Origin of the sequence: Methanothermobacter sp. CaT2 (assembly GCF_000828575.1) — an archaeon.
Classification (GTDB): Archaea; Methanobacteriota; Methanobacteria; order Methanobacteriales; family Methanothermobacteraceae; genus Methanothermobacter.
Genome location: NZ_AP011952.1, coordinates 792,468 through 811,581 on the forward strand (window position 1 = coordinate 792,468; position 19,114 = coordinate 811,581).

The 19,114-nt window shown below is 47.7% G+C and carries 21 protein-coding genes; 19 read left to right on the forward strand and 2 right to left on the reverse strand.

Annotated elements, in window-relative coordinates:
• Positions 1–30: 30 nt before the first annotated feature.
• From dnaG to MTCT_RS04115, 9 genes are all read left to right on the forward strand, one after another.
• Complete coding sequence (gene dnaG, locus MTCT_RS04075; protein ID WP_048175558.1) at positions 31–1,176, forward strand: DNA primase DnaG; 1,146 nt, start codon at positions 31–33, stop codon at positions 1,174–1,176.
• A gap of 20 nt (positions 1,177–1,196) precedes the next feature.
• Positions 1,197–2,702 (forward strand): Lon protease family protein, encoded by a 1,506-nt coding sequence (locus tag MTCT_RS04080; RefSeq protein WP_048175559.1) that lies wholly within the window; start codon positions 1,197–1,199, stop codon positions 2,700–2,702.
• Between the two features lie 61 nt (positions 2,703–2,763).
• Positions 2,764–3,699: a site-specific tyrosine recombinase/integron integrase gene (xerA, locus tag MTCT_RS04085; protein WP_048175560.1), complete on the forward strand. Its 936-nt coding sequence runs from the start codon at positions 2,764–2,766 to the stop codon at positions 3,697–3,699.
• 191 nt (positions 3,700–3,890) lie between these two features.
• The gene (locus tag MTCT_RS04090) at positions 3,891–4,859 is read left to right on the forward strand and encodes a permease (protein WP_048175561.1); all 969 of its coding nucleotides are present in this window, start codon (positions 3,891–3,893) and stop codon (positions 4,857–4,859) included.
• Positions 4,860–4,921: 62 nt separating this feature from the next.
• Positions 4,922–5,152 (forward strand): MTH895/ArsE family thioredoxin-like protein, encoded by a 231-nt coding sequence (locus tag MTCT_RS04095; RefSeq protein WP_048175562.1) that lies wholly within the window; start codon positions 4,922–4,924, stop codon positions 5,150–5,152.
• Positions 5,153–5,178: 26 nt separating this feature from the next.
• Positions 5,179–5,376, forward strand: coding sequence for a hypothetical protein (locus tag MTCT_RS04100; protein WP_231855373.1), 198 nt, complete (start codon positions 5,179–5,181; stop codon positions 5,374–5,376).
• Positions 5,376–6,134 (forward strand): pyrroline-5-carboxylate reductase, encoded by a 759-nt coding sequence (locus MTCT_RS04105; protein WP_231855375.1) that lies wholly within the window; start codon positions 5,376–5,378, stop codon positions 6,132–6,134. Before MTCT_RS04100 ends, MTCT_RS04105 begins: the two co-directional genes overlap by 1 nt.
• Positions 6,135–6,157: 23 nt before the next feature.
• Complete coding sequence (locus MTCT_RS04110) at positions 6,158–6,607, forward strand: universal stress protein (protein ID WP_048175563.1); 450 nt, start codon at positions 6,158–6,160, stop codon at positions 6,605–6,607.
• A gap of 47 nt (positions 6,608–6,654) precedes the next feature.
• Positions 6,655–6,972, forward strand: coding sequence for a helix-turn-helix transcriptional regulator (locus MTCT_RS04115; protein WP_231855376.1), 318 nt, complete (start codon positions 6,655–6,657; stop codon positions 6,970–6,972).
• 166 nt (positions 6,973–7,138) lie between these two features.
• Here MTCT_RS04115 and MTCT_RS04120 read toward each other — a convergent pair whose 3' ends face one another.
• Positions 7,139–8,194: a histidine kinase dimerization/phosphoacceptor domain -containing protein gene (locus MTCT_RS04120; RefSeq protein ID WP_231855377.1), complete on the reverse strand. Its 1,056-nt coding sequence runs from the start codon at positions 8,192–8,194 to the stop codon at positions 7,139–7,141.
• The gene (locus MTCT_RS04125) at positions 8,194–9,582 is read right to left on the reverse strand and encodes a sensor histidine kinase (RefSeq protein WP_048175566.1); all 1,389 of its coding nucleotides are present in this window, start codon (positions 9,580–9,582) and stop codon (positions 8,194–8,196) included. The genes MTCT_RS04120 and MTCT_RS04125 overlap by 1 nt, the downstream gene beginning before the upstream one ends.
• Positions 9,583–9,706: 124 nt before the next feature.
• Here MTCT_RS04125 and MTCT_RS04130 point away from each other — a divergent pair, with 124 nt between their 5' ends.
• The 10 genes from MTCT_RS04130 (at position 9,707) to MTCT_RS04175 (ending at position 19,108) form a co-directional block, all read left to right on the forward strand.
• Positions 9,707–10,642, forward strand: a complete 936-nt coding sequence (locus MTCT_RS04130; protein ID WP_048175567.1) for a DUF523 and DUF1722 domain-containing protein — start codon at positions 9,707–9,709, stop codon at positions 10,640–10,642.
• A 9-nt stretch (positions 10,643–10,651) separates the two neighbouring features.
• The gene (locus MTCT_RS04135; protein ID WP_048175568.1) at positions 10,652–11,995 is read left to right on the forward strand and encodes a deoxyribodipyrimidine photo-lyase; all 1,344 of its coding nucleotides are present in this window, start codon (positions 10,652–10,654) and stop codon (positions 11,993–11,995) included.
• 149 nt (positions 11,996–12,144) lie between these two features.
• On the forward strand, positions 12,145–12,807 hold the full coding sequence (locus MTCT_RS04140; RefSeq protein ID WP_048175569.1) for a biotin transporter BioY: 663 nt from the start codon (positions 12,145–12,147) through the stop codon (positions 12,805–12,807).
• Positions 12,761–13,183, forward strand: coding sequence for a DUF1284 domain-containing protein (locus MTCT_RS04145; protein WP_052457338.1), 423 nt, complete (start codon positions 12,761–12,763; stop codon positions 13,181–13,183). The genes MTCT_RS04140 and MTCT_RS04145 overlap by 47 nt, the downstream gene beginning before the upstream one ends.
• A 19-nt stretch (positions 13,184–13,202) precedes the next feature.
• The gene (locus tag MTCT_RS04150; protein ID WP_048175570.1) at positions 13,203–14,306 is read left to right on the forward strand and encodes an aldo/keto reductase; all 1,104 of its coding nucleotides are present in this window, start codon (positions 13,203–13,205) and stop codon (positions 14,304–14,306) included.
• 9 nt (positions 14,307–14,315) lie between these two features.
• Entirely contained in the window at positions 14,316–14,516 is a 201-nt protein-coding gene (locus MTCT_RS04155) for a hypothetical protein (protein WP_048175571.1), read from the forward strand.
• Between the two features lie 166 nt (positions 14,517–14,682).
• Positions 14,683–15,213 carry a THUMP domain-containing protein gene (locus MTCT_RS04160; protein WP_048175572.1) on the forward strand — a complete coding sequence of 177 codons (531 nt, stop codon included), beginning with the start codon at positions 14,683–14,685 and terminating at the stop codon, positions 15,211–15,213.
• A 140-nt stretch (positions 15,214–15,353) separates the two neighbouring features.
• Entirely contained in the window at positions 15,354–15,977 is a 624-nt protein-coding gene (locus MTCT_RS04165; protein WP_158498094.1) for a chitobiase/beta-hexosaminidase C-terminal domain-containing protein, read from the forward strand.
• A gap of 237 nt (positions 15,978–16,214) precedes the next feature.
• Complete coding sequence (locus MTCT_RS04170) at positions 16,215–16,877, forward strand: chitobiase/beta-hexosaminidase C-terminal domain-containing protein (protein ID WP_048175574.1); 663 nt, start codon at positions 16,215–16,217, stop codon at positions 16,875–16,877.
• Between the two features lie 164 nt (positions 16,878–17,041).
• Positions 17,042–19,108 carry a right-handed parallel beta-helix repeat-containing protein gene (locus MTCT_RS04175; RefSeq protein ID WP_158498095.1) on the forward strand — a complete coding sequence of 689 codons (2,067 nt, stop codon included), beginning with the start codon at positions 17,042–17,044 and terminating at the stop codon, positions 19,106–19,108.
• Positions 19,109–19,114: the final 6 nt, after the last annotated feature.

The following is a 19,114-nucleotide window of genomic DNA, read 5'->3' on the forward strand; positions in this document are numbered from 1 at the left end:
AACCAGTCATTCCTCAAAAGGAGGGTTTACATGGGAAAAGAAGAGATAAGTACAACTAAATACCTCATTCACGCTCAAATTAACGCTAATGGAATCGTAGAGAAACCAGATGTCGTGGGGGCGATATTCGGACAGACAGAGGGCCTCCTCAGCAACGACCTAGACCTCAGGGAACTCCAGAAAACAGGAAGGATCGGTAGAATCAAGGTTAACATAACATCACGTGGTGGTAAATCAAAGGGGGAGATAATAATACCATCAAGCCTTGACCGTGTTGAAACCGCCATACTTGCGGCTTCCCTGGAAACAATAAACCGTGTCGGGCCATGCGAGGCCTACATCCAGGTCACAAAGGTTGAAGATGTAAGGGCCGTTAAACGTAAAAGGGTCGTTGAGAGGGCCAAGGAGATCTACGCGAGCATGATGGAGGAGGTTGCCCCTGAGAGCCTCAAGATGATCGAGGAGGTAAAGGAGGCCATGAGGGTCCATGAGATCACCGAGTACGGTGAGGAGAAACTCCCGGCCGGCCCCAACGTTGAAACTTCAGACGCCATACTTGTGGTTGAGGGAAGATCAGACGTGCTCAACCTCCTCAAGTACGGTATAAAGAACGCCATAGCAGTGGAGGGTGTCAGTGTACCAAAAACTGTGGCGGATTTAACCAGAAAAAAGACTGTTACAGCCTTCGTTGACGGTGACCGGGGCGGTGAACTCATACTCAAGGAACTCCTCCAGGTTGGTGAGATAGACTACGTCACCCGGGCTCCCAAGGGCAAGGAGGTTGAGGACCTTGAGAAGGACGAGATAATGATGGCCCTTCGTAATAAGGTGCCCGTTGAACAGTTTTACCATGACCTTGGAATGAAGAAGGATAAGAAGAAGACAGAGGACAAGATGGTGCTCCTACGTAACATCCTGAAGGAGCTTGAGGGCACCGGGAACGCCGAGATACTCGACGACGCCCTCAACATACTCAAGGAGGTTAAGGTTGAGAACCTCTACGATGAACTGAGCAGGGTAAACAACCACCCCTACGCCGTGGTATTTGATGGTGTTATAACACAGCGCCTGGTTGACCTCTCCTTCGAGAAGGGGCTCAGATACCTTGTGGCCGTGAGAAGCGGGGATATAGTGAAGAAACCCCACAACCTCAAGATTATAACCGGTCACACCTGAAATTACAGAAGGCATCCAAAATGTATGTTGATATGAACCGTGAATATCTGAAGGATATAAACACCACGGAAGACGTTAAGATACCTGAGGATCCCCTTGAAAGGGTTATAGGGCATGAGGATGTCATGCCCATGATAAAGATAGCTGCGAAGCAGCGAAGACATCTGCTACTTGTTGGACCGCCGGGCATAGGAAAATCACTGCTTGCCCAGGCAATATCCTTTCATCTCCCTGAACCATCCGAGGAGATAACAGTTGTCCACAACCCTGAAAGGCCAGAGAGGCCCTTCGTTGAGGTCAAAAACCGCAAGGAGATAGAGGATGAAATCCTTGAAATCGAAAGGGCTGAGGGAGAACTCATAGACCCCCAGAGCGCCCCTGATGCCGTTGCAGAGCGGCTGGGTTTCAAGTGCATCCACTGCGGTGAATACAGCAGCGCCTATAACAGTATCTGCCCGCGGTGTGGTGGGGACAAGTTTTCACACATCAAGGCCAGGAGAAAACATATCGGAGACCTCCTTGGAATGTTTGAGATGAGCTCAGGGAGCCTCAGCGTCCCCCAGAAGAGGGTGACAACGACCCGCATCATTGATGGTGTTGAGGAGGTTGTGATCTATGAGCGGGTTGGTGGTGAGGAGATCAAGGTCCTTGACCAGAGGGCCCTTGAAAAGCGAAGGCAGATTGTTGAGGAGAAACCCAGGAACGTGATAGTGCCACTTGATAGAAAAACCTTTGTTCAGGCCACCGGGGCCAGTGAAACCGAACTCCTGGGAGATGTCCGTCATGACCCCTACGGAGGCCACCCTGACCTTGGATCACAGCCCTATGAACGCGTTGTGCCGGGGGCCATCCATGAGGCCCATGAGGGTGTTCTCTTCATAGACGAGATAGTTCACATTGCAGGCCTTCAGAGGTTCATATTCAGCGCAATGCAGGATAAGACATTCCCCATAGTCGGTAGAAACCCCCAGAGTGCTGGAAGTTCCGTCAAGGTCGATGAGGTTCCATGTGACTTCATATTTGTCGGTGCCTGCAACATCGCAGACCTCCAGTACATTCTCCCCCCTCTGCGATCAAGAATCCAGGGGGAGGGTTATGAGCTTCTTCTAAACACCACAATGCCTGATACCGATGAGAACCGGGCAAAGATAGTCCAGTTCGTTGCGCAGGAGATAGAACTGGATGGAAAGATACCCCATGCTCGTGCCGCCGCCGTTGAACTACTCATTGAAGAGGCTAAACGGAGGGCAAGGGCCGTGGATGATGTTGATAACGCCCTCACCCTCAGGCTCAGGGACCTCGGAGGGGTTGTGAGGATGGCCGGAGACCTTGCAGTTATGGATGGAAGCCCCTACATTGAGACCCGGCACATGGAGGTCGCCATAAGGAAGGCTGTTTCAGTTGAGGATCAGATAATAAGAAGATATAAGAGCTATGAGAAGGCCCTCGAGAAGGATCTATCAAGCTCCCAGAGGATGTCACAGCAGGGATACAGCAGCGAGAACATAGACCGCAGCTACATGTAGTGAGAACTGCATCAGGATGAGTTCGATGAGTGCATGATCCGCAAGATTTAAGTGGATATTTATGGTAGATACCATGAATATGAAGAGGGAGTCAGAGGAAAGGCAGGGTCTTCTTGAACGTTACAATTTTCCAGAGCTCATTGAGGATTACCTCATTGAACTTGAGATCAGGAATTACTCTCCAAACACAATAAAGACCTACAAATCAATCGTTAAAAACTTTTATGAGTTTCTGATGAAGGAGGATGACCTCTACGATGACCGGAGGGTTCTCAGGTCCTTCAAGAGGTATATACAGTACCTTAAAAGGGAGAAAAAGGTTACACAGAACTACATCTACCTTGTCACTGTTGTTGTTAAGAAGTTCTTTGAGTTCAGTGGCATAGACTGCCTGGAGGAGGTCAAGGCCCCCAAGAGGACCAAGTCCCTCCCCAAGTCCCTCAATGAGGATGAGGTCAAGAGTCTCATCAACGCCGTTGAGGTGGCTGATGATGGCTCCGTCATAAGGAGGTTCATAAAGACCCGTGACCGCCTTATACTCTCACTTCTCTACTCATCGGGTCTCAGGGTCTCTGAGCTGGTATCACTCAGAATCAATGACATAGACCCTGATGAGAGGACCATAAGGATCAGGGGGAAGGGTGATAAGGATCGTATAGTCCTCTTTGATGAGAACACCCGTGATCTCCTCATGGATTACCTCAAAAGAAGGATCCATGAAAGCGACTACCTGTTCCTCAACCGTTTCGGGGACCCCCTCACGCCGCGGTACGTTCAGATGATGATAAAGAACTATGCCCGGAAGGCAGGGATAAATAAGAAGGTCACACCCCACATCCTGCGGCACTCCTTTGCAACCCACCTCCTCAAGAACGGTGTGGATATAAGGGCCATACAGCAGCTTCTGGGACATTCAAACCTTTCAACGACACAGATATATACGAGCGTGGATATGCAGACCCTTAAAAATGTTTATGACCGGGCCAGGCTCCTCTAATTAACTTATTTTTAGTTCTTTCAATAAACTTCAGGTCAGGAGTCAGCAGATGGCCTGAATTCTTCCCCTAGGGCGATCTTCATTTTTCAGAAGTTCAGTGCCTTCATTGAACCATGGAAACTTATATATACTGGCTGCCACAATTTACTTTATATCCATAAATTTGAATATATTGATTGGAGGTTAAAAGGTTGTTACAGGAATTCGCAGATTATGTAACATACAATCTCATGGGCCTTGAACCGGCCTCCCACCTCGGAAGCGCCGTTAACTTCTTCATATACGACACCATAAAGATATTCATACTTCTCGCCACACTCATATTTGTCATATCATTCATAAGAACATACATCCCACCCAACAAAGTTAAGGAAACACTTGAGAAAAGACATAAATACTTTGGTAACTTCATAGCAGCCCTGGTTGGTATAATCACACCCTTCTGTTCATGTTCAGCCGTTCCCCTATTTATAGGGTTCGTTGAAGCTGGCGTGCCCCTGGGGGCGACCTTCTCCTTCCTCATCTCATCCCCCATGATAAATGAGATAGCAATAATACTGCTCCTTGGACTGTTCGGATGGCAGATAACCGCCTTCTATATACTATCAGGTTTCATAATCGCAGTTATTGGAGGAATCCTCATAGGAAAGCTTAAAATGGAAACTGAACTCGAGGATTACGTCTACGAGACAGTGGAGAAGATGAAGGCCTTGGGATTAGTCGATGTGGAACTGCCACAGCCAACCCTCAGGGAGAGGTACGTGATAGCCAAGAATGAGATGAAGGATATACTCCGCCGTGTTTCACCCTACATAGTCATAGCAATAGCCATCGGGGGATGGATACACGGTTACCTCCCCGAGGATTTCCTCCTTCAATATGCTGGTGCAGACAATATATTCGCTGTTCCAATGGCAGTTATAATAGGAGTGCCGCTGTACTCAAACGCCGCCGGTACCATCCCCCTCATATCAGCCCTCATAGAGAAGGGAATGGCTGCCGGAACCGCACTGGCACTTATGATGTCAATAACCGCCCTATCACTTCCTGAAATGATAATCCTGAGGAAGGTGATGAAGCCAAAGCTCCTCGCCACATTCATAGCAATCCTGGCAGTCTCAATAACACTTACAGGCTACATATTCAACATAATAATCTAGAGAATCCCCAATACACATGTCACGTTAACAGGTTCAACCTGGAAACAATTTGAGGTGAAATAATGAAGATACAGATATACGGTACAGGATGTGCAAACTGTCAGATGCTCGAAAAGAACGCCAGAGAAGCAGTTAAAGAACTTGAAATCGATGCTGAATTCGAAAAGATAAAGGAAATGGACCAGATACTGGAGGCAGGACTCACAGCCCTTCCAGGACTGGCAGTCGATGGTGAACTTAAAATCATGGGAAGAGTCGCCTCCAAGGAGGAGATCAAGAAGATCCTCTCCTGAAACACCTCATTTTCATGGTGATGACCATGGTCGAAGACGAAGAAAAGGGCTTTGAGGGAAAAATAAAGGCAATGATCTCATCAAAGGCATGCGCCTGCCAGACAGGCATCCTTGAGAAGAAGAAGTCAGGTCTGAGGTACGTCAACTGCAAGGGCTGCGGTAAACTATTCAAAACCGACAGGGACACCGAGTACTGCATGGACTGTGAGAAAAAGATGAAGTGATGGAGATGAGAATAACATTCCTGGGCGGTGGCAGGGTAGTCAGGATAATCCTCGGGGGTCTCCAGAGGGCAGGTAAACTACCCGGGGAGGTGATGGTGTGCGACCCCGATGAGAATTCCCTCAGAATCCTTGAGGATGAATTCGGGGTTAAAACATCAGCTGACTGCAGCAGCATGGAAGGAGATGTGATATTCCTTGCACTGCATCCACACGTCCTGAAGGATGTTCTGAACAAAATGGAGTCCCCTGACCCTGAATCACTGATAGTGTCCCTGGCGCCCAAGATCAGAATAGTGGAGATACAGGAGGCACTAGATCACCCAAAGGTCGCGAGGGTTATACCCAACGCCCCTTCTCTTGTTAACAGGGGCTACAATCCCTTCAGCGCGACAGATGAACTCACAGGCACTGACCGGCAAATACTTCAATCACTATTTGAACCTCTCGGAGAGTTTCCAGAGGTTTCTGAGGACAAACTTGAAGCATACGCCGTTATAACTGCAATGGGTCCGACTTATCTATGGTTCCAGCTGGATGAACTGGAAAAACTGGCCGTTGAGTTCGGCATGACCCCTGATGAGGCTGCAACCGCTGTGTATTCTATGGCATCAGGCGCAGTGGAGGCCCTGTATTCACACCTGGAAAGGGATATGGTTATGGACCTCATAGCTGTAAAGCCCCTGGAGGATGCAGAGGATGATATGAGGGCCATCTACAGGGAAAATCTTATGAGAATATACCAAAGCCTGACCGGGTGACAGCCCCCTAAGGAGGTATGAATATGTACAGAAAAATATTGCTTGCAACGGATGGATCAGAATGTTCAATGGAGGCTGCAGAATACGCCATTGAAACTGCAGCACAGAACCAGGCCGAACTTCTGGCGCTCACGGTCACAGAGACCTACCCCCTTGAGAACCTTCCGGTGGAGGAACTCACACGCAAGGTGACAGAACTCTTCAGGAAGGAATCAGAGGAGGCCCTCCAGAAGGTCGAGGACCTTGCGGTGAGTCTCGATACTCCTGTTAAGGTCCATAAAATGATGGTGGATGGTTCACCTGCAGAAACAATTCTGAAAGTCGCTGATGAAGAAAATGTGGATCTCATAGTTGTAGGGGCATCAGGAAAACATGCCCTTGAAAGGTTCCTCCTCGGAAGTGTGTCAGAGAAGATTGTGAGACACGCCAGGGTACCTGTACTCGTGGTCCACAGCCAGAAACTTAAATGTTAGGTAGTACCATGAATTCATGTAACTCCAGTAGGCCAAGCCCAGAGCAGATGCGTGAATTAAAGAAAAAAATCAGCCGTCTACCCCCTCAGGATGAAATAAAGAGGGAAGCGGAAGTCCTGAAGGCACTGGCAGATCCAACACGCCTCCTCATAATTCACCTCCTCTCTGAGGGTGACCTCTGCGTATGTGAAATAATGGCTGCCCTTAAAAGGCCCCAGCCCACCGTTTCACACCATCTGAACATACTGAAGAGGGCTGGATTCCTGAAGGCAGAAAAACGTGGAGTCTGGGTTCATTACAGTCTGGCCAGTGATGAGCTTCCCTCAATAATAGAGCAGCTCATAAATAAAAGGGTGACTCCCTGAAGGTGGGTTAGTGATGCTGAGGGACCTCTCAATAACATCCTGACGGCGGCCCCCTACGGAAATATTCTAATCCCCATCACTTCATCTTTTTATGGGCGGCGCATCAAAATGGAGATAAAGCAAAAATAAATACTCTCCTATGAAAAAGACCATGCAAGAAAGCATATCATGTTATTCTGTCAGTATAAAACTGTTCAAAGAACTCAAACCTGAATACAACACCCTCATCACTGCTTTCAACCTCAATTTGTCCCCCAAGCTGCCCTGCAAGGTTATGAATCATCCGGAACCCAAAGGAACCCCCATCTGGAAAGCTAACACCTTCAGGTAAACCATGCCCATTATCCCGGTATACAAGCCTGTGGCGGCCATTGAATCTTCTAATTTCGATGTGTATCTCACCACCCTCACTGAAGGCGTGTCTGAGTGAATTTGAGATTAATTCTGCTGTTATAAGTGCCAGTGGAACTGCAGTGTCCATGTTAAGCTCTGCAGGATCCCCGGTGACGGTGACCCTGACATCAGATGCCCTGCCATGGGAATTGAGGAGGCGTGATGAAAGGTTCCTGATGTACTCCTTAAAATCAATGATGTAGGTGCCTGAGGATGGATAGGCGCGCTCATGTATCATTGCAATCGAACGCAGCTGGTTCACGTAGTCCCTGAAAAATTCTTCAATAGCCGGATCCTCTATGTACCTTATCTGGAGTGACAGGAGGCTTATAATGAGCTGGAGGTTGTTCTTGACCCTGTGGTGAAGTTCCCTGAGGAGCTGTTCCTTCTCCTCGATGGACCTTTTAAGGTACTCATTGATGGCCTTTTCCCTCACAAGTTTAACCCTGTTCTTCTTTGCCTCATGCTTGTAGAGGGCCATTTCAAGGTTCACCCTTATATCTCTCTCATGGAATGGTTTGAGGATGTATGCATAGGGTTCAGTCTCCCTCGCCCTCTTCACAATCTCATCACTGCTGTAGGCTGTGAGGTATATGACAGGGATGTCCATCTTCTCCCTTATTATCCTTGCAGCATCGATACCATCCAGTTCCCCCTCCAGCATGATGTCCATTATTATGGAGTCAGGTTCCAGTTTTTCCAGTGCCTCCAGGAGGTCTTCAGCTGAATGGAATATTGCAGCGACCTCATAACCTGCATCCTCCAGTATGTACCGGATATCCTGGGCCACCAGTTCCTCATCCTCAACTATAACAACCCTTCCCCTCATCATTCACCACCAGCATCAAAGGTGACTGTGAAAACAGCCCCACCATGGTTCTCTACAACTACCGATCCATTGACTCTCCTGAGCATGAAGTTAACGAGTTTAAGGCCAAAGCCCGGCGAATCTGAAATTTTAAAATCCTGAGGAAGCCCTCCACCGTTATCTGCAACCACAAGTGTGCCCATTCCATCTGAGACCGAAAGCTCAATCCTCACCTCACCACTGGAGCCTATTCCATGCTTTATGGCATTTGTCACGAGTTCATTGACAATCAGGCCAATGGAAACCGCCGTGTTTATTCCCACATTGACCTCATCAAGTTCAGTCCTGAATACCGTGTCCCTCCCCCTCCACATATTTCTGAGTTCAGAAAGCAGTTCCTCTATGTATTCCGCAAGGTTGACCGCCATCATGTCCCCTGATCCATAGAGCTTCTCATGGACGAGGGCAATGGACTTAACCCTGTTCTGACATTCCATGAATATTTCAAGGGACTTCTCATCCTCTATGTACCTTGATTGAAGCCTTAGGAGGCTCGATATCAGCTGAAGGTTGTTCTTGACCCTGTGGTGTATCTCAGATAGGAGGAATTCCTTCTCCCTTAGTGAAGCCTTAAGGGAATCCCTGATACGTTTATCCTCCGTTATATCCTGTTTTATCCCTATCAATGCCTTTGGATTCCCTTCGGAGTCCCTCAGCACCTCTGCCCTGAGCAGGACGAATGAAGTGGAACCATCATCCCTGAGTATCCGGTATTCACCCTCAAATGGCTTCAAAGACCTGATTGACTCATTGAAGGTCCTGCGTTCATCAGGGTGTATCCTTGAAGCCATCTCATCCATGCTGCCCCTGAATTCATCCCCTGGAATTCCAAGTATCCTGAGGGCCTCATCCGAGCATGATAGGGTGTCTGAGGCGATGTCCCAGTGCCAGCTGCCTATCCTCCCTATCTTTTGTGCCTCCCTCAGCTGCCAGTTGCTCTCAATAAGGGACTGCCTTGTCCTTTCAAGCTCCTGCTCCTTTTCAATCTCCCTGATGGCCCTCCTTATTGCAATGGGGACCTTTGAAAAGTTGCTCTTGAGGACATAGTCTGTGGCTCCAGCCTTCAGGGCATCAACCGCAAATTCCTCACCGATCTTGCCACTAACAAATATGAAGGGTACCCATGGGCATCTCTCCCTTGCGATTGAAAGAGCGGAGAGACCATCAAAGGAGGGTAGGGAGTGGTCTGCCAGTATAACGTCGGGTCTGAACTCATCAATGGCCCTTATAAAGTCCTCTTCATTATCAACGGTCTCTGATATGAATTCAATGCCCGCCTGCCTTATCTCCCTTTCCATGAGCTCAACGTCCAGCGGGACGTCCTCGAGTATAAGAATCCTGCACGTCATCCTATCATCTGATCGGTTGTGAGAACCATTTCATATATGATTACCATTTACAGCAGTATATCTATGGAACTTAATCACCGGATTCCAATAAGGCTTATCTATGATCTGGACCTAAATATAGTTTATGAGAAAATTCAGGAGACCCCTCATTGTGCTCAGCCGCTGCATTGAACATGACCACTGCCGGTATGACGGGTCAATGATATCAAGTCCCTTTGTGAGGCAGTTATCAGACTACGCAGACTTCATAACGGTCTGCCCGGAGGTTGAGATTGGGCTTGGTGTTCCAAGGCCACCCATCCACATAACAGAGGTGGATGGTAACCTTAGGCTTGTGCAGCCAGAGACTGGCAGGGATGTAACATTTGCCATGAAATCATTCATAGACTCATTTCTGGGTTCACTGGATGCTGTTGACGGCTTCATACTTAAGAACAGATCGCCATCATGTGGCATAAGGAACGTGAAGGTCTACCGTGGCGAGGGTCGGCGCCCTGGACGTGACGGAATGGGTTTCTTTGGAAGGGCCGTGATGGAGAGATTCCCCCACCTTCCCCTTGAGGATGAGGGGAGGCTCCGGAATCTGCAGATAAGGGAGGACTTCCTCATCAAGCTCTACCTTGTAAGGGACCTCCGCTCTGTGGAGGGGTTCAAGGACCTCATAGAGTTCCACACCAGGAACAAGTTACTCCTGATGTCCATCAGTCCAGAGGGACAGAACATCCTTGGAAGGGTGATAGCAGAGCAGAAGGACCATGATAATGCAATTAAGGGATACTCAGAAATATTCTATGAAATCATCAGGGAGCCCATTAAACCTGAAAGAAAGATCAACGCCCTGCTGCACGCCTTCGGCCATTTTTCATCAAAACTCAATGGCGAGGAAAAGAAATACTTCCTCGAATCTATTGAATGGTACCGCAAGGGCGTGGTACCACTCCTTGTACCATTAAGCATGCTCAGATCATGGGTTCTGAGGTTCGGGGACACCTACCTTGAGAAACAGACACTATTCGAGCCCTACCCACGGGAGCTCGTGCCGGTAACCCTCATTATCTGAGGGATCATGATGATACATGCTGAAAGGATAAGAAATCTCAACGATGAGGAGCCAGATCTTCGCGGCAGTTACGTCGTTTACTGGATGCAGGCATCGGTGAGGAGTCACTGGAACCATGCACTTGAATACGCCATTGAAACCGCTAACAGTCTTAAAAAACCCCTTCTGGTGGTCTTTGGCCTTACAGATGATTTTCCGAATGCCAATTCCCGTCATTACCGTTTCCTGATAGAGGGGCTCAGGGATGTGAGGTCAGGTCTCCAGGAAAGGGGGATGCAGCTTGTGGTTGAGAGAGGCTCTCCACCCTCAGTTTTTCTTAAATATGCTGATGATGCCGTTGCAGCTGTGACAGACAGGGGATACCTTGACATCCAGAGGGAGTGGGTTGAGACTGCTGCAGGTGCACTCCACATCCCCCTAACCCAGGTTGAGAGCAACGTAATAGTACCAGTCGAAACAGCCTCAGATAAGGAGGAGTACTCTGCAGGGACCTTCAGGCCAAAGATAACTAGACAGCTTAAAAGGTTCATGGTCCCCCTGAGGATGAGAACCCTGCATGTTGATTCCCTGGACCTTGAACCCGGCCCTGAATTTGAGGATGTGATGAGAGACTTCAGGGTCCGTGATGAGCTGGATCCCTCAATATTCAGAGGAGGAACATCCAGTGCCCTCAAAATATTCGATGAGTTTCTTCGGGAAAAACTTGAATGCTTTGAGAGGTACAGAAACGACCCCGTTAAGAACTGTCTCTCCAATATGAGTCCCTACCTGCATTTTGGACACATATCTCCACTATACCTTGCACTGAGGGCTTCAGAGGCCGGCAGGTGTCCTGAGTTCCTCGAGGAGCTAATTGTGAGGCGGGAGCTCAGCATGAACTTTGTCCACTACAGTGACAGTTACTCCAGCATCAGCTGCCTTCCTGAATGGGCCCACAGGACCCTCATGGACCATGTGGCTGATCCCAGGGAGTATGAGTACAGCCTCCATGAACTTGAATCCGCCAGTACCCATGACCCCTACTGGAACGCTGCACAGAAGGAGATGGTTATCACCGGAAAGATGCACGGCTATATGAGGATGTACTGGGGTAAGAAGATACTTGAATGGACCGATCACCCTGCAAGGGCCTACGACATAGCCCTTTACCTCAATGACCGGTATGAGATCGATGGCAGGGATCCTAATGGATTCGCAGGGGTTGCATGGTGCTTCGGTAAACATGATCGTGCATGGGCTGAAAGGGAAATCTTCGGTAAGGTCAGGTACATGAATGACCGCGGACTTAAGAGGAAGTTCAGGATAGATGATTACGTTGATAGAATCCGGGGCCTCATGGAAGATGGTGACTGACCCAGGATCAAACACACATGAAGAACTTTATCCGGAGGTCCGGAAATGTCACAGTCCGCATAAAAATACAAAAAACTTTTATCCTCACGGATCCAACTATCTAAGGGACTCTAATTATCCATTACTATTCACTCCAGGGAGGTTAGCATATGAACATTAACCTTGAGGAATACTACAGAATGCGTTACACATTATTCAGATGGAGACACAATCAGAACTGGATAAACAAGACTGTGCTGGCCTTTTTCATGGCCTGTGTAACAGGCGCCATGGCACAGGTTGTCATTCCACTGCCCTGGACACCCGTGCCAATCACAGCCCAGACACTGGCAGTCCTCATGTCAGGTGTGATCCTTGGAAGGTACTGGGGTGGGCTGAGCCAGCTAATCTACGTGATCATCGGTGCAGCCGGCGTGCCCTGGTTTGCAGATATGAGCGGTGGCCCTGAGGTACTCATGGGAGCCACCGGCGGCTACCTGCTGGGATTTGTCCTGGCAGCCCTCCTTCTGGGTCACTTTGTTGACAGGCACATAAGGGCCAGAAAGTTCACACCCATGCTGGGACTCATGACGATAGCAAACTTCGGCCTCATATACATACCAGGACTCGTTGTCCTTGGTCTGTGGAGCCTGAAGACCCAGGGCACACTGCCGGGGCCATGGGAACTTCTGGTAATGGGAATGCTTCCATTCATACCAGGGGACATCCTGAAGATAACCGGGGCTGCTGCCCTCACAAGGGCCATAACACCCAAGGAGCCCTATGGTGAAGAGATTGACATCCAGAAGGCAGAAGGATGGAGGGTGCCCTGATTTAACCATCAGGGCCCACCACCTCCTATGCATGAGGGGCTTTCAGGGGTACGGCTACAGTGAGGAGTTCACAGAAAACCTTGCACGTATCATTCATGAGATAAAAGGTAACCCCTCAGCTTCCCTCATGATCGTTGATTTTCCAGATGACATATGCCGGGCCTGTCCCTTCATGGATGGTGTCCGGTGTGTCAGGGACGAAGAAAGGATCAGATCCATGGACAGGAGAGTCCTGGAACTTCTTAAACTGGAGAGCGGCTGCATGGTGAATTTCCATAAAATTGAAGATGCCCTGCTTTCTCTAATCAGTTCAGACAGAATCATGGAGATATGTGGGAAATGCTCCTGGATGGATGTATGCCTCATCCACAAGTAGTTCTTTGCAGGTGAAACCCATGATCCGGAGGAAACTTGGATCAACAGATATAGAGGCATCTATTCTGGGTATAGGCGTTATGCGCTTTCCAGAGGTCAACGGCAGGCTTGATAGGCCTGCAGCAGATAGGATCATGGCCTTCGCCCTTGACAATGGTATAAACTACATTGACACCGGCTACACCTACCATGGTGGTGAAAGTGAGGTTTTCATAGGGGAATTCCTCTCAGAAAACTATTACCCTGATGTTTACGTTGCAACCAAACTCCCAACCTGGCTGGTGAGGAACAGGAGGGACATGGAGAGTTATATGGATGAGCAGATTGAAAGGCTCGGGGGCAAGCTGGATATCTACCTCCTACATAACCTTAAAATGGACTTCTGGCTGACCCTGAGGAACATGGGGGTGCTTGAATTCCTGGACTCCCTGCGAGATGATGGTATATATGTTGGTTTCTCATTCCATGACACTGCAGACGTCTTTTTTGATATATTCGAGGCCTACGACTGGGACCTTGTTCAGGTCCAGCACAACATAGTTGATGATGAACAGGCAAACCCCGCCACCATATCCCATGCAAGGTGTAAGGGCGCGGGCACCGTTATAATGGAGCCCCTCCGTGGAGGTTCACTCGTCAGGAACATCCCCCCCGAGGTTATGGAGATATATGAAATGGCAGAACCCCCTAGGAAACCTGTGGAGTGGTGCCTGAGGTACCTATGGGACATGGATGATGTTGATGTTGTTCTGAGTGGAATGAGCAGCATCTCCGAGGTGAGGGAGAACATCAGAATCGCCTCATCCACCGAGGAACTTACTGATGAGGATCATGCAATCTTAAGGGAGGTCAGAAGGGCATACCGTATGAGAAAGAGTGTCCCCTGCAGTGAGTGTGGCTACTGCATGCCCTGCCCTGAGGGCGTGGACATACCACGTAACCTCAGACTGCTGAACGACATATACCGGTTCATGAGCACCAGGGGTGTTCGGACAGAGTACCATAAGATCATGGGTGAGGCGGAGAGGGCCTCAAACTGTTCCGGTTGTGGCTCCTGCATGCCCTGCCCCCAGATGATTGATATACCCTCTGAACTCAGGAGGCTTCATGAAAAACTTGGATAGGTGAATATCTTGATTGAAAGACTGAAGTATTCCATTAAGATCTCATTTATAATGGCTGTTCTGGGTTCTGCTGTCCTCTTCATCTGGGGGATGATCGGGAGGATGGATATTGGATGGGATGTCCTGGTCTCTGCCCTTGAAGGCTTTATTGCCTTTGGCATATTCGGGTTCATACTTGGATTTCTCATATACAATCTTGAACCAGAATGAACTGAAGGGGTGTTAAGTCCCGGGGCTGGTTAAGGACGTCCGAGGTAAGCTCGATGATTTCAGCTGAGGGGGTTTTTAAGTCCCCTGGACCACCATCCAGTGCAGTGCATGGGTCAGTAAATGACTTATGTGTCATGGGACATAATTGTTTAAGGGGGTGATTTCTTTGAAGGGTCCTGAAAATTTTAACCTCGTTGTTACACTGCGTGGCCAGAAGGGTGGAACGGCAGGCGAGGAGTTAGTTGGTCTTGAAGAGACTGAAATGGCGCTATCCAGGTACGAAGGCGAACTCAGAGTCATTGAATCTGATTTTCCAAATGTTCTGTTGTTTGATCTTGATATGAATCCCATTGAAGCGGTTAATATTATCAAAAATTCTCCAACGACTGTCATATCAAAGGTTGTCCCTGTGGAGGCTGTTGTGAGGACAAGACTGGACAGTATCATCGAGAAGGTAATAGCGCTGGTATCAGAAAAGGTTAAGGCAGGTGAAACCTTCAGGGTGATCTGTGATCTGAGGGGTAGAAGGTACATCAGGTCAGCCGGAGAGATTGTTGAAGCTGTTTCAGAGGCTCTTATGGAACGTTTCCCCATCATGGAATCAGATGAACCTGACTGGATCATCCAGATTGAGGTGGTGGGTGATTCTACAGGTGTCAGTGTTCTCAGACCCCATCAGGTGATTAAGAAGGAATGATAATTATACAATGTACTGAAATTTCATGAACTGAAAAATTTACAGCAACATATTAATTGTGCTGTATGAATAAATTAATATATTGATTATTGGAGAAATTAATGGAGAAATTTTTTATGAAAATAAATAGTGGGGCCTTCATGGTCCTATTTGTTGCCGCCGTCCTCCTGGGGATGGGTAAGGCAGCAGCAATGCCCCCTACGGGACATGCAGGAAATTGCAGTAGTTTTAATGTCAGTACTGTTGAAGACGGTGTCTACTACACCATCAACAGTGGGATGCCAACCAACAAGAGTACTAGGTACACGGCTCCGATCGTCCTGAACAGAACACTCAACATCAAATACATGATAGTGAAAAACGGCACCATAAAGTACGGTATAATACACCACACCCTCACAGGGAACATCACAAACAGGACATACCCCCAGCTCATATTCAACGAAACACCACTGATACAGCTACCCAACGGAACCTACTACCAGCTAGGAAACGGCAACATAACCCCATACACCACCCCGGTAGCTCTAACCGGAAACACAATCATAAAATACTTCAAAAACAGCACCAACACAACACAGATGGGCATAATAAAAAACACACCAGCAAGACTGGTAAACAAAGTCAAAACCTCAAAGGTCAGGGTCAAAAAATGGTACAAGAAATGGTACAGAAGAGGCGGTAAATGGAGATACACCTGGAAATACTACTGGACCTACAAACAGATAAAACAGAACTACCAGGAACTCCAGGCAACAGCCTGAAAGCTCTAAACTTTTTTGATTTCAGCAAAAAACACATCGAAGAGAAACGACTTCTCACAAAATAAAACCTCTAACCTTTTTTGATTTTAGCCGTCTTTTATTAAAATTTATTTTATAAAATTTCATGTAAATTTTACTTTAGTATATAAAGCTTTCGTTTTATTATCAAATGAAAAAAATTATATATTTAATATTATTTATTGATGTAAATGTACTACAAACTAAGGGAGGCATGAAATGAAGGAAAAGTGTGGAATGTTAGTGGCGGTTTTTGTTGCCGCCTTACTTCTCGGGATGGGTCAGGCAGCAGCAACCGACGATATAATGACAGGTGAATTACCAACAGGTGGGTCAGGTGACTTCATTGTCACATCTGCACCCTCAGATGGTGTCTACTACACCATTGACGGCGGTATACCAACCACCAACAGTACAAGGTACACGGCTCCGATCGTCCTGAACAGAACACTCAACATCAAATACATGATAGTGAAAAACGGCACCATAAAGTACGGTATAATACACCACACCCTCACAGGGAACATCACAAACAGGACATACCCCCAGCTCATATTCAACGAAACACCACTGATACAGCTACCCAACGGAACCTACTACCAGCTAGGAAACGGCAACATAACCCCATACACCACCCCGGTAGCTCTAACCGGAAACACAATCATAAAATACTTCAAAAACAGCACCAACACAACACAGATGGGCATAATAAAAAACACACCAGCAAGACTGGTAAACAAAGTCAAAACCTCAAAGGTCAGGGTCAAAAAATGGTACAAGAAATGGTACAGAAGAGGCGGTAAATGGAGATACACCTGGAAATACTACTGGACCTACAAACAGATAAAACAGAACTACCAGGAACTCCAGGCAACAGCCTGAAATCTACCCGAACCTTTACTTTCCTTTTTTTCTGAATCTTATTTTCAGTGATTTTTCTAAAAACTTATATTCTCGTGATAAACAATAACTTATTGTTATGAAAATCAAGAGGAGGTCTGATTATTAAAGACTCAATGAAATGGGGCTTCATTCTCTTTATTGGAATGAGTCTGCTCACTGGATCCAGTTACGGTGCAGAATACATCGTTGATAACACAACCTACCTTCAGGTATTCACCCCTGATGGAGTGCAGGGGACCTTCACGCTGAACGGGACCGAATACACCCTTGAGGATGGTGATACCTTCACCTTCCTGGAGGGCATCTACGATACGGTGAACATGGTGATCAACAGAACCATCTCACTGGTTGCATCAGGCGCGGTCCAGCTGAATGGTGTTGTCGACGCCATTGCACCTTCCAGCATAACAGGTTTCAGTGTCAACGGGACAGTGAACCTCAGGGGGAATGGATGTAACCTCAGCAGCACAAACATCACAGGGACCCTGAATATCACAGGCAATTCCTCACGGGTCAATGATTCAAGGATACTCAACCCTGCTTCACCCGTGATGGTATCAGGGGACAATGTAACAATTACCAGTAGCTACATAAACGGTTCCGCATCCCATGGAATTCTTGTGAATGGCAGGAATGCCCGGATCCAGGGTAACAACATAACAAACAGCAATGGAAGCGGAATCCTCATCCATGGGGAGGGATGTCTTGCAGAGGGGAACACCATATACCTCTCCAGGGGTGATGGGATAACCTCAGATGCAGATGGAACCTCAATAATAAGGAACAGCCTATCATTTAACTCAGGAGACGGTATAAGATCCTCCGGCAATAACTCGGTGATAACAAACAACACTGTTCTCAGGAACAACGGGACCGGCATATACTCCTCAGGAAAAAATGCAAGCATAAAGTCAAACACCGTCAAGTACTCAGGCGGTGACGGGATATACATTGCAGGGAATGGCTCCACGGTACAGGGGTGCTATGTCCAGAACAACACGAAGAACGGTATAAAAATAACAGGATCTGGCTGCGCCGTCAGCAGTTCCTACACCTATTACAACGGTGAAAACGGGATATACTCAACAGGTGATAACACATCATTTAGATACGTTGATTCCAGTTTCAACGCCAGGAACGGCATATACTCCTCAGGAAAAAATGCAAGCTTCTTCTATATAACCAGCGCATCCTACAATGGTGAGAACGGCATACTCTCAACTGGAGAATCTGCAAGTATGCAGATCATCCTTGATGTGACCTCAAATTCACGTAACGGAATCTCATCCCTTGGTGATAACGCATATATGTGGTTCGTTGAGGTTAAAAAGAACGGGATGAACGGCATCTATTCCTCAGGAAAGAATCTATACCTATCATACGTTAAAAACGCCACTAACAACACCCTCAGCGGTATAAACTCAACAGGAATAAATGCAAGGATACTGGACGTCACTGTGAACCTCAACCGTGGAAACGGGATATACTCTTCAGGGTACAACACAACCATCGCCTACTTTGAAGCATTCAACAACCTGGGGAATGGTGTGTGGATTTCCGGAGGCAGGAGCTACATTGTCGAGGGGAATGCAACATCCAACCGCCAGAACGGAGTCATGGTAAATGGTCACGATGCCATTGTAAGGTCCGTGAATGCGACAGACAACACCGCCAGCGGGATAGCCATATACGGTAAGAATGCCATCATATACAACTGCACAGCCATGAAGAACACCGATGGGGTGTACGGAACAGCCACCTTCAAGATGATGCTGAGCAGAACATCAGCCAACAGGAACTGCGGTGTGAATGCAAGGGGAACCGCGACGATAGAGCAGTGCACGGTCTATGGTAACCGTTATGGAATCTATGCTGGTGGCGCGAATTCAGTCATATACTCATCCAGCGTCAGCAGTAACAGGGGCTACGGTGTCTATGCAGCCGGTTCATCAGCAACCATCTACAGGAACACGGTACAGTCAAACGGTGGAGACGGTATAACTGCAAGGGGAAGCTATGCAAAGATATACTACAATACAGCGAACAGCAACAGGGGTTCAGGCATAAGCTCATCATCCTACAGGGCAGTTATAGCCTACAACAGAGCCTCATATAACTCCTACTACGGAATATACTCTTCAGGTAAAAGGACAACCATTGCAAAGAACATTGCTACAGGCAACAGAAAGAGGAATATAAGAACTGTCTAAGTCCCT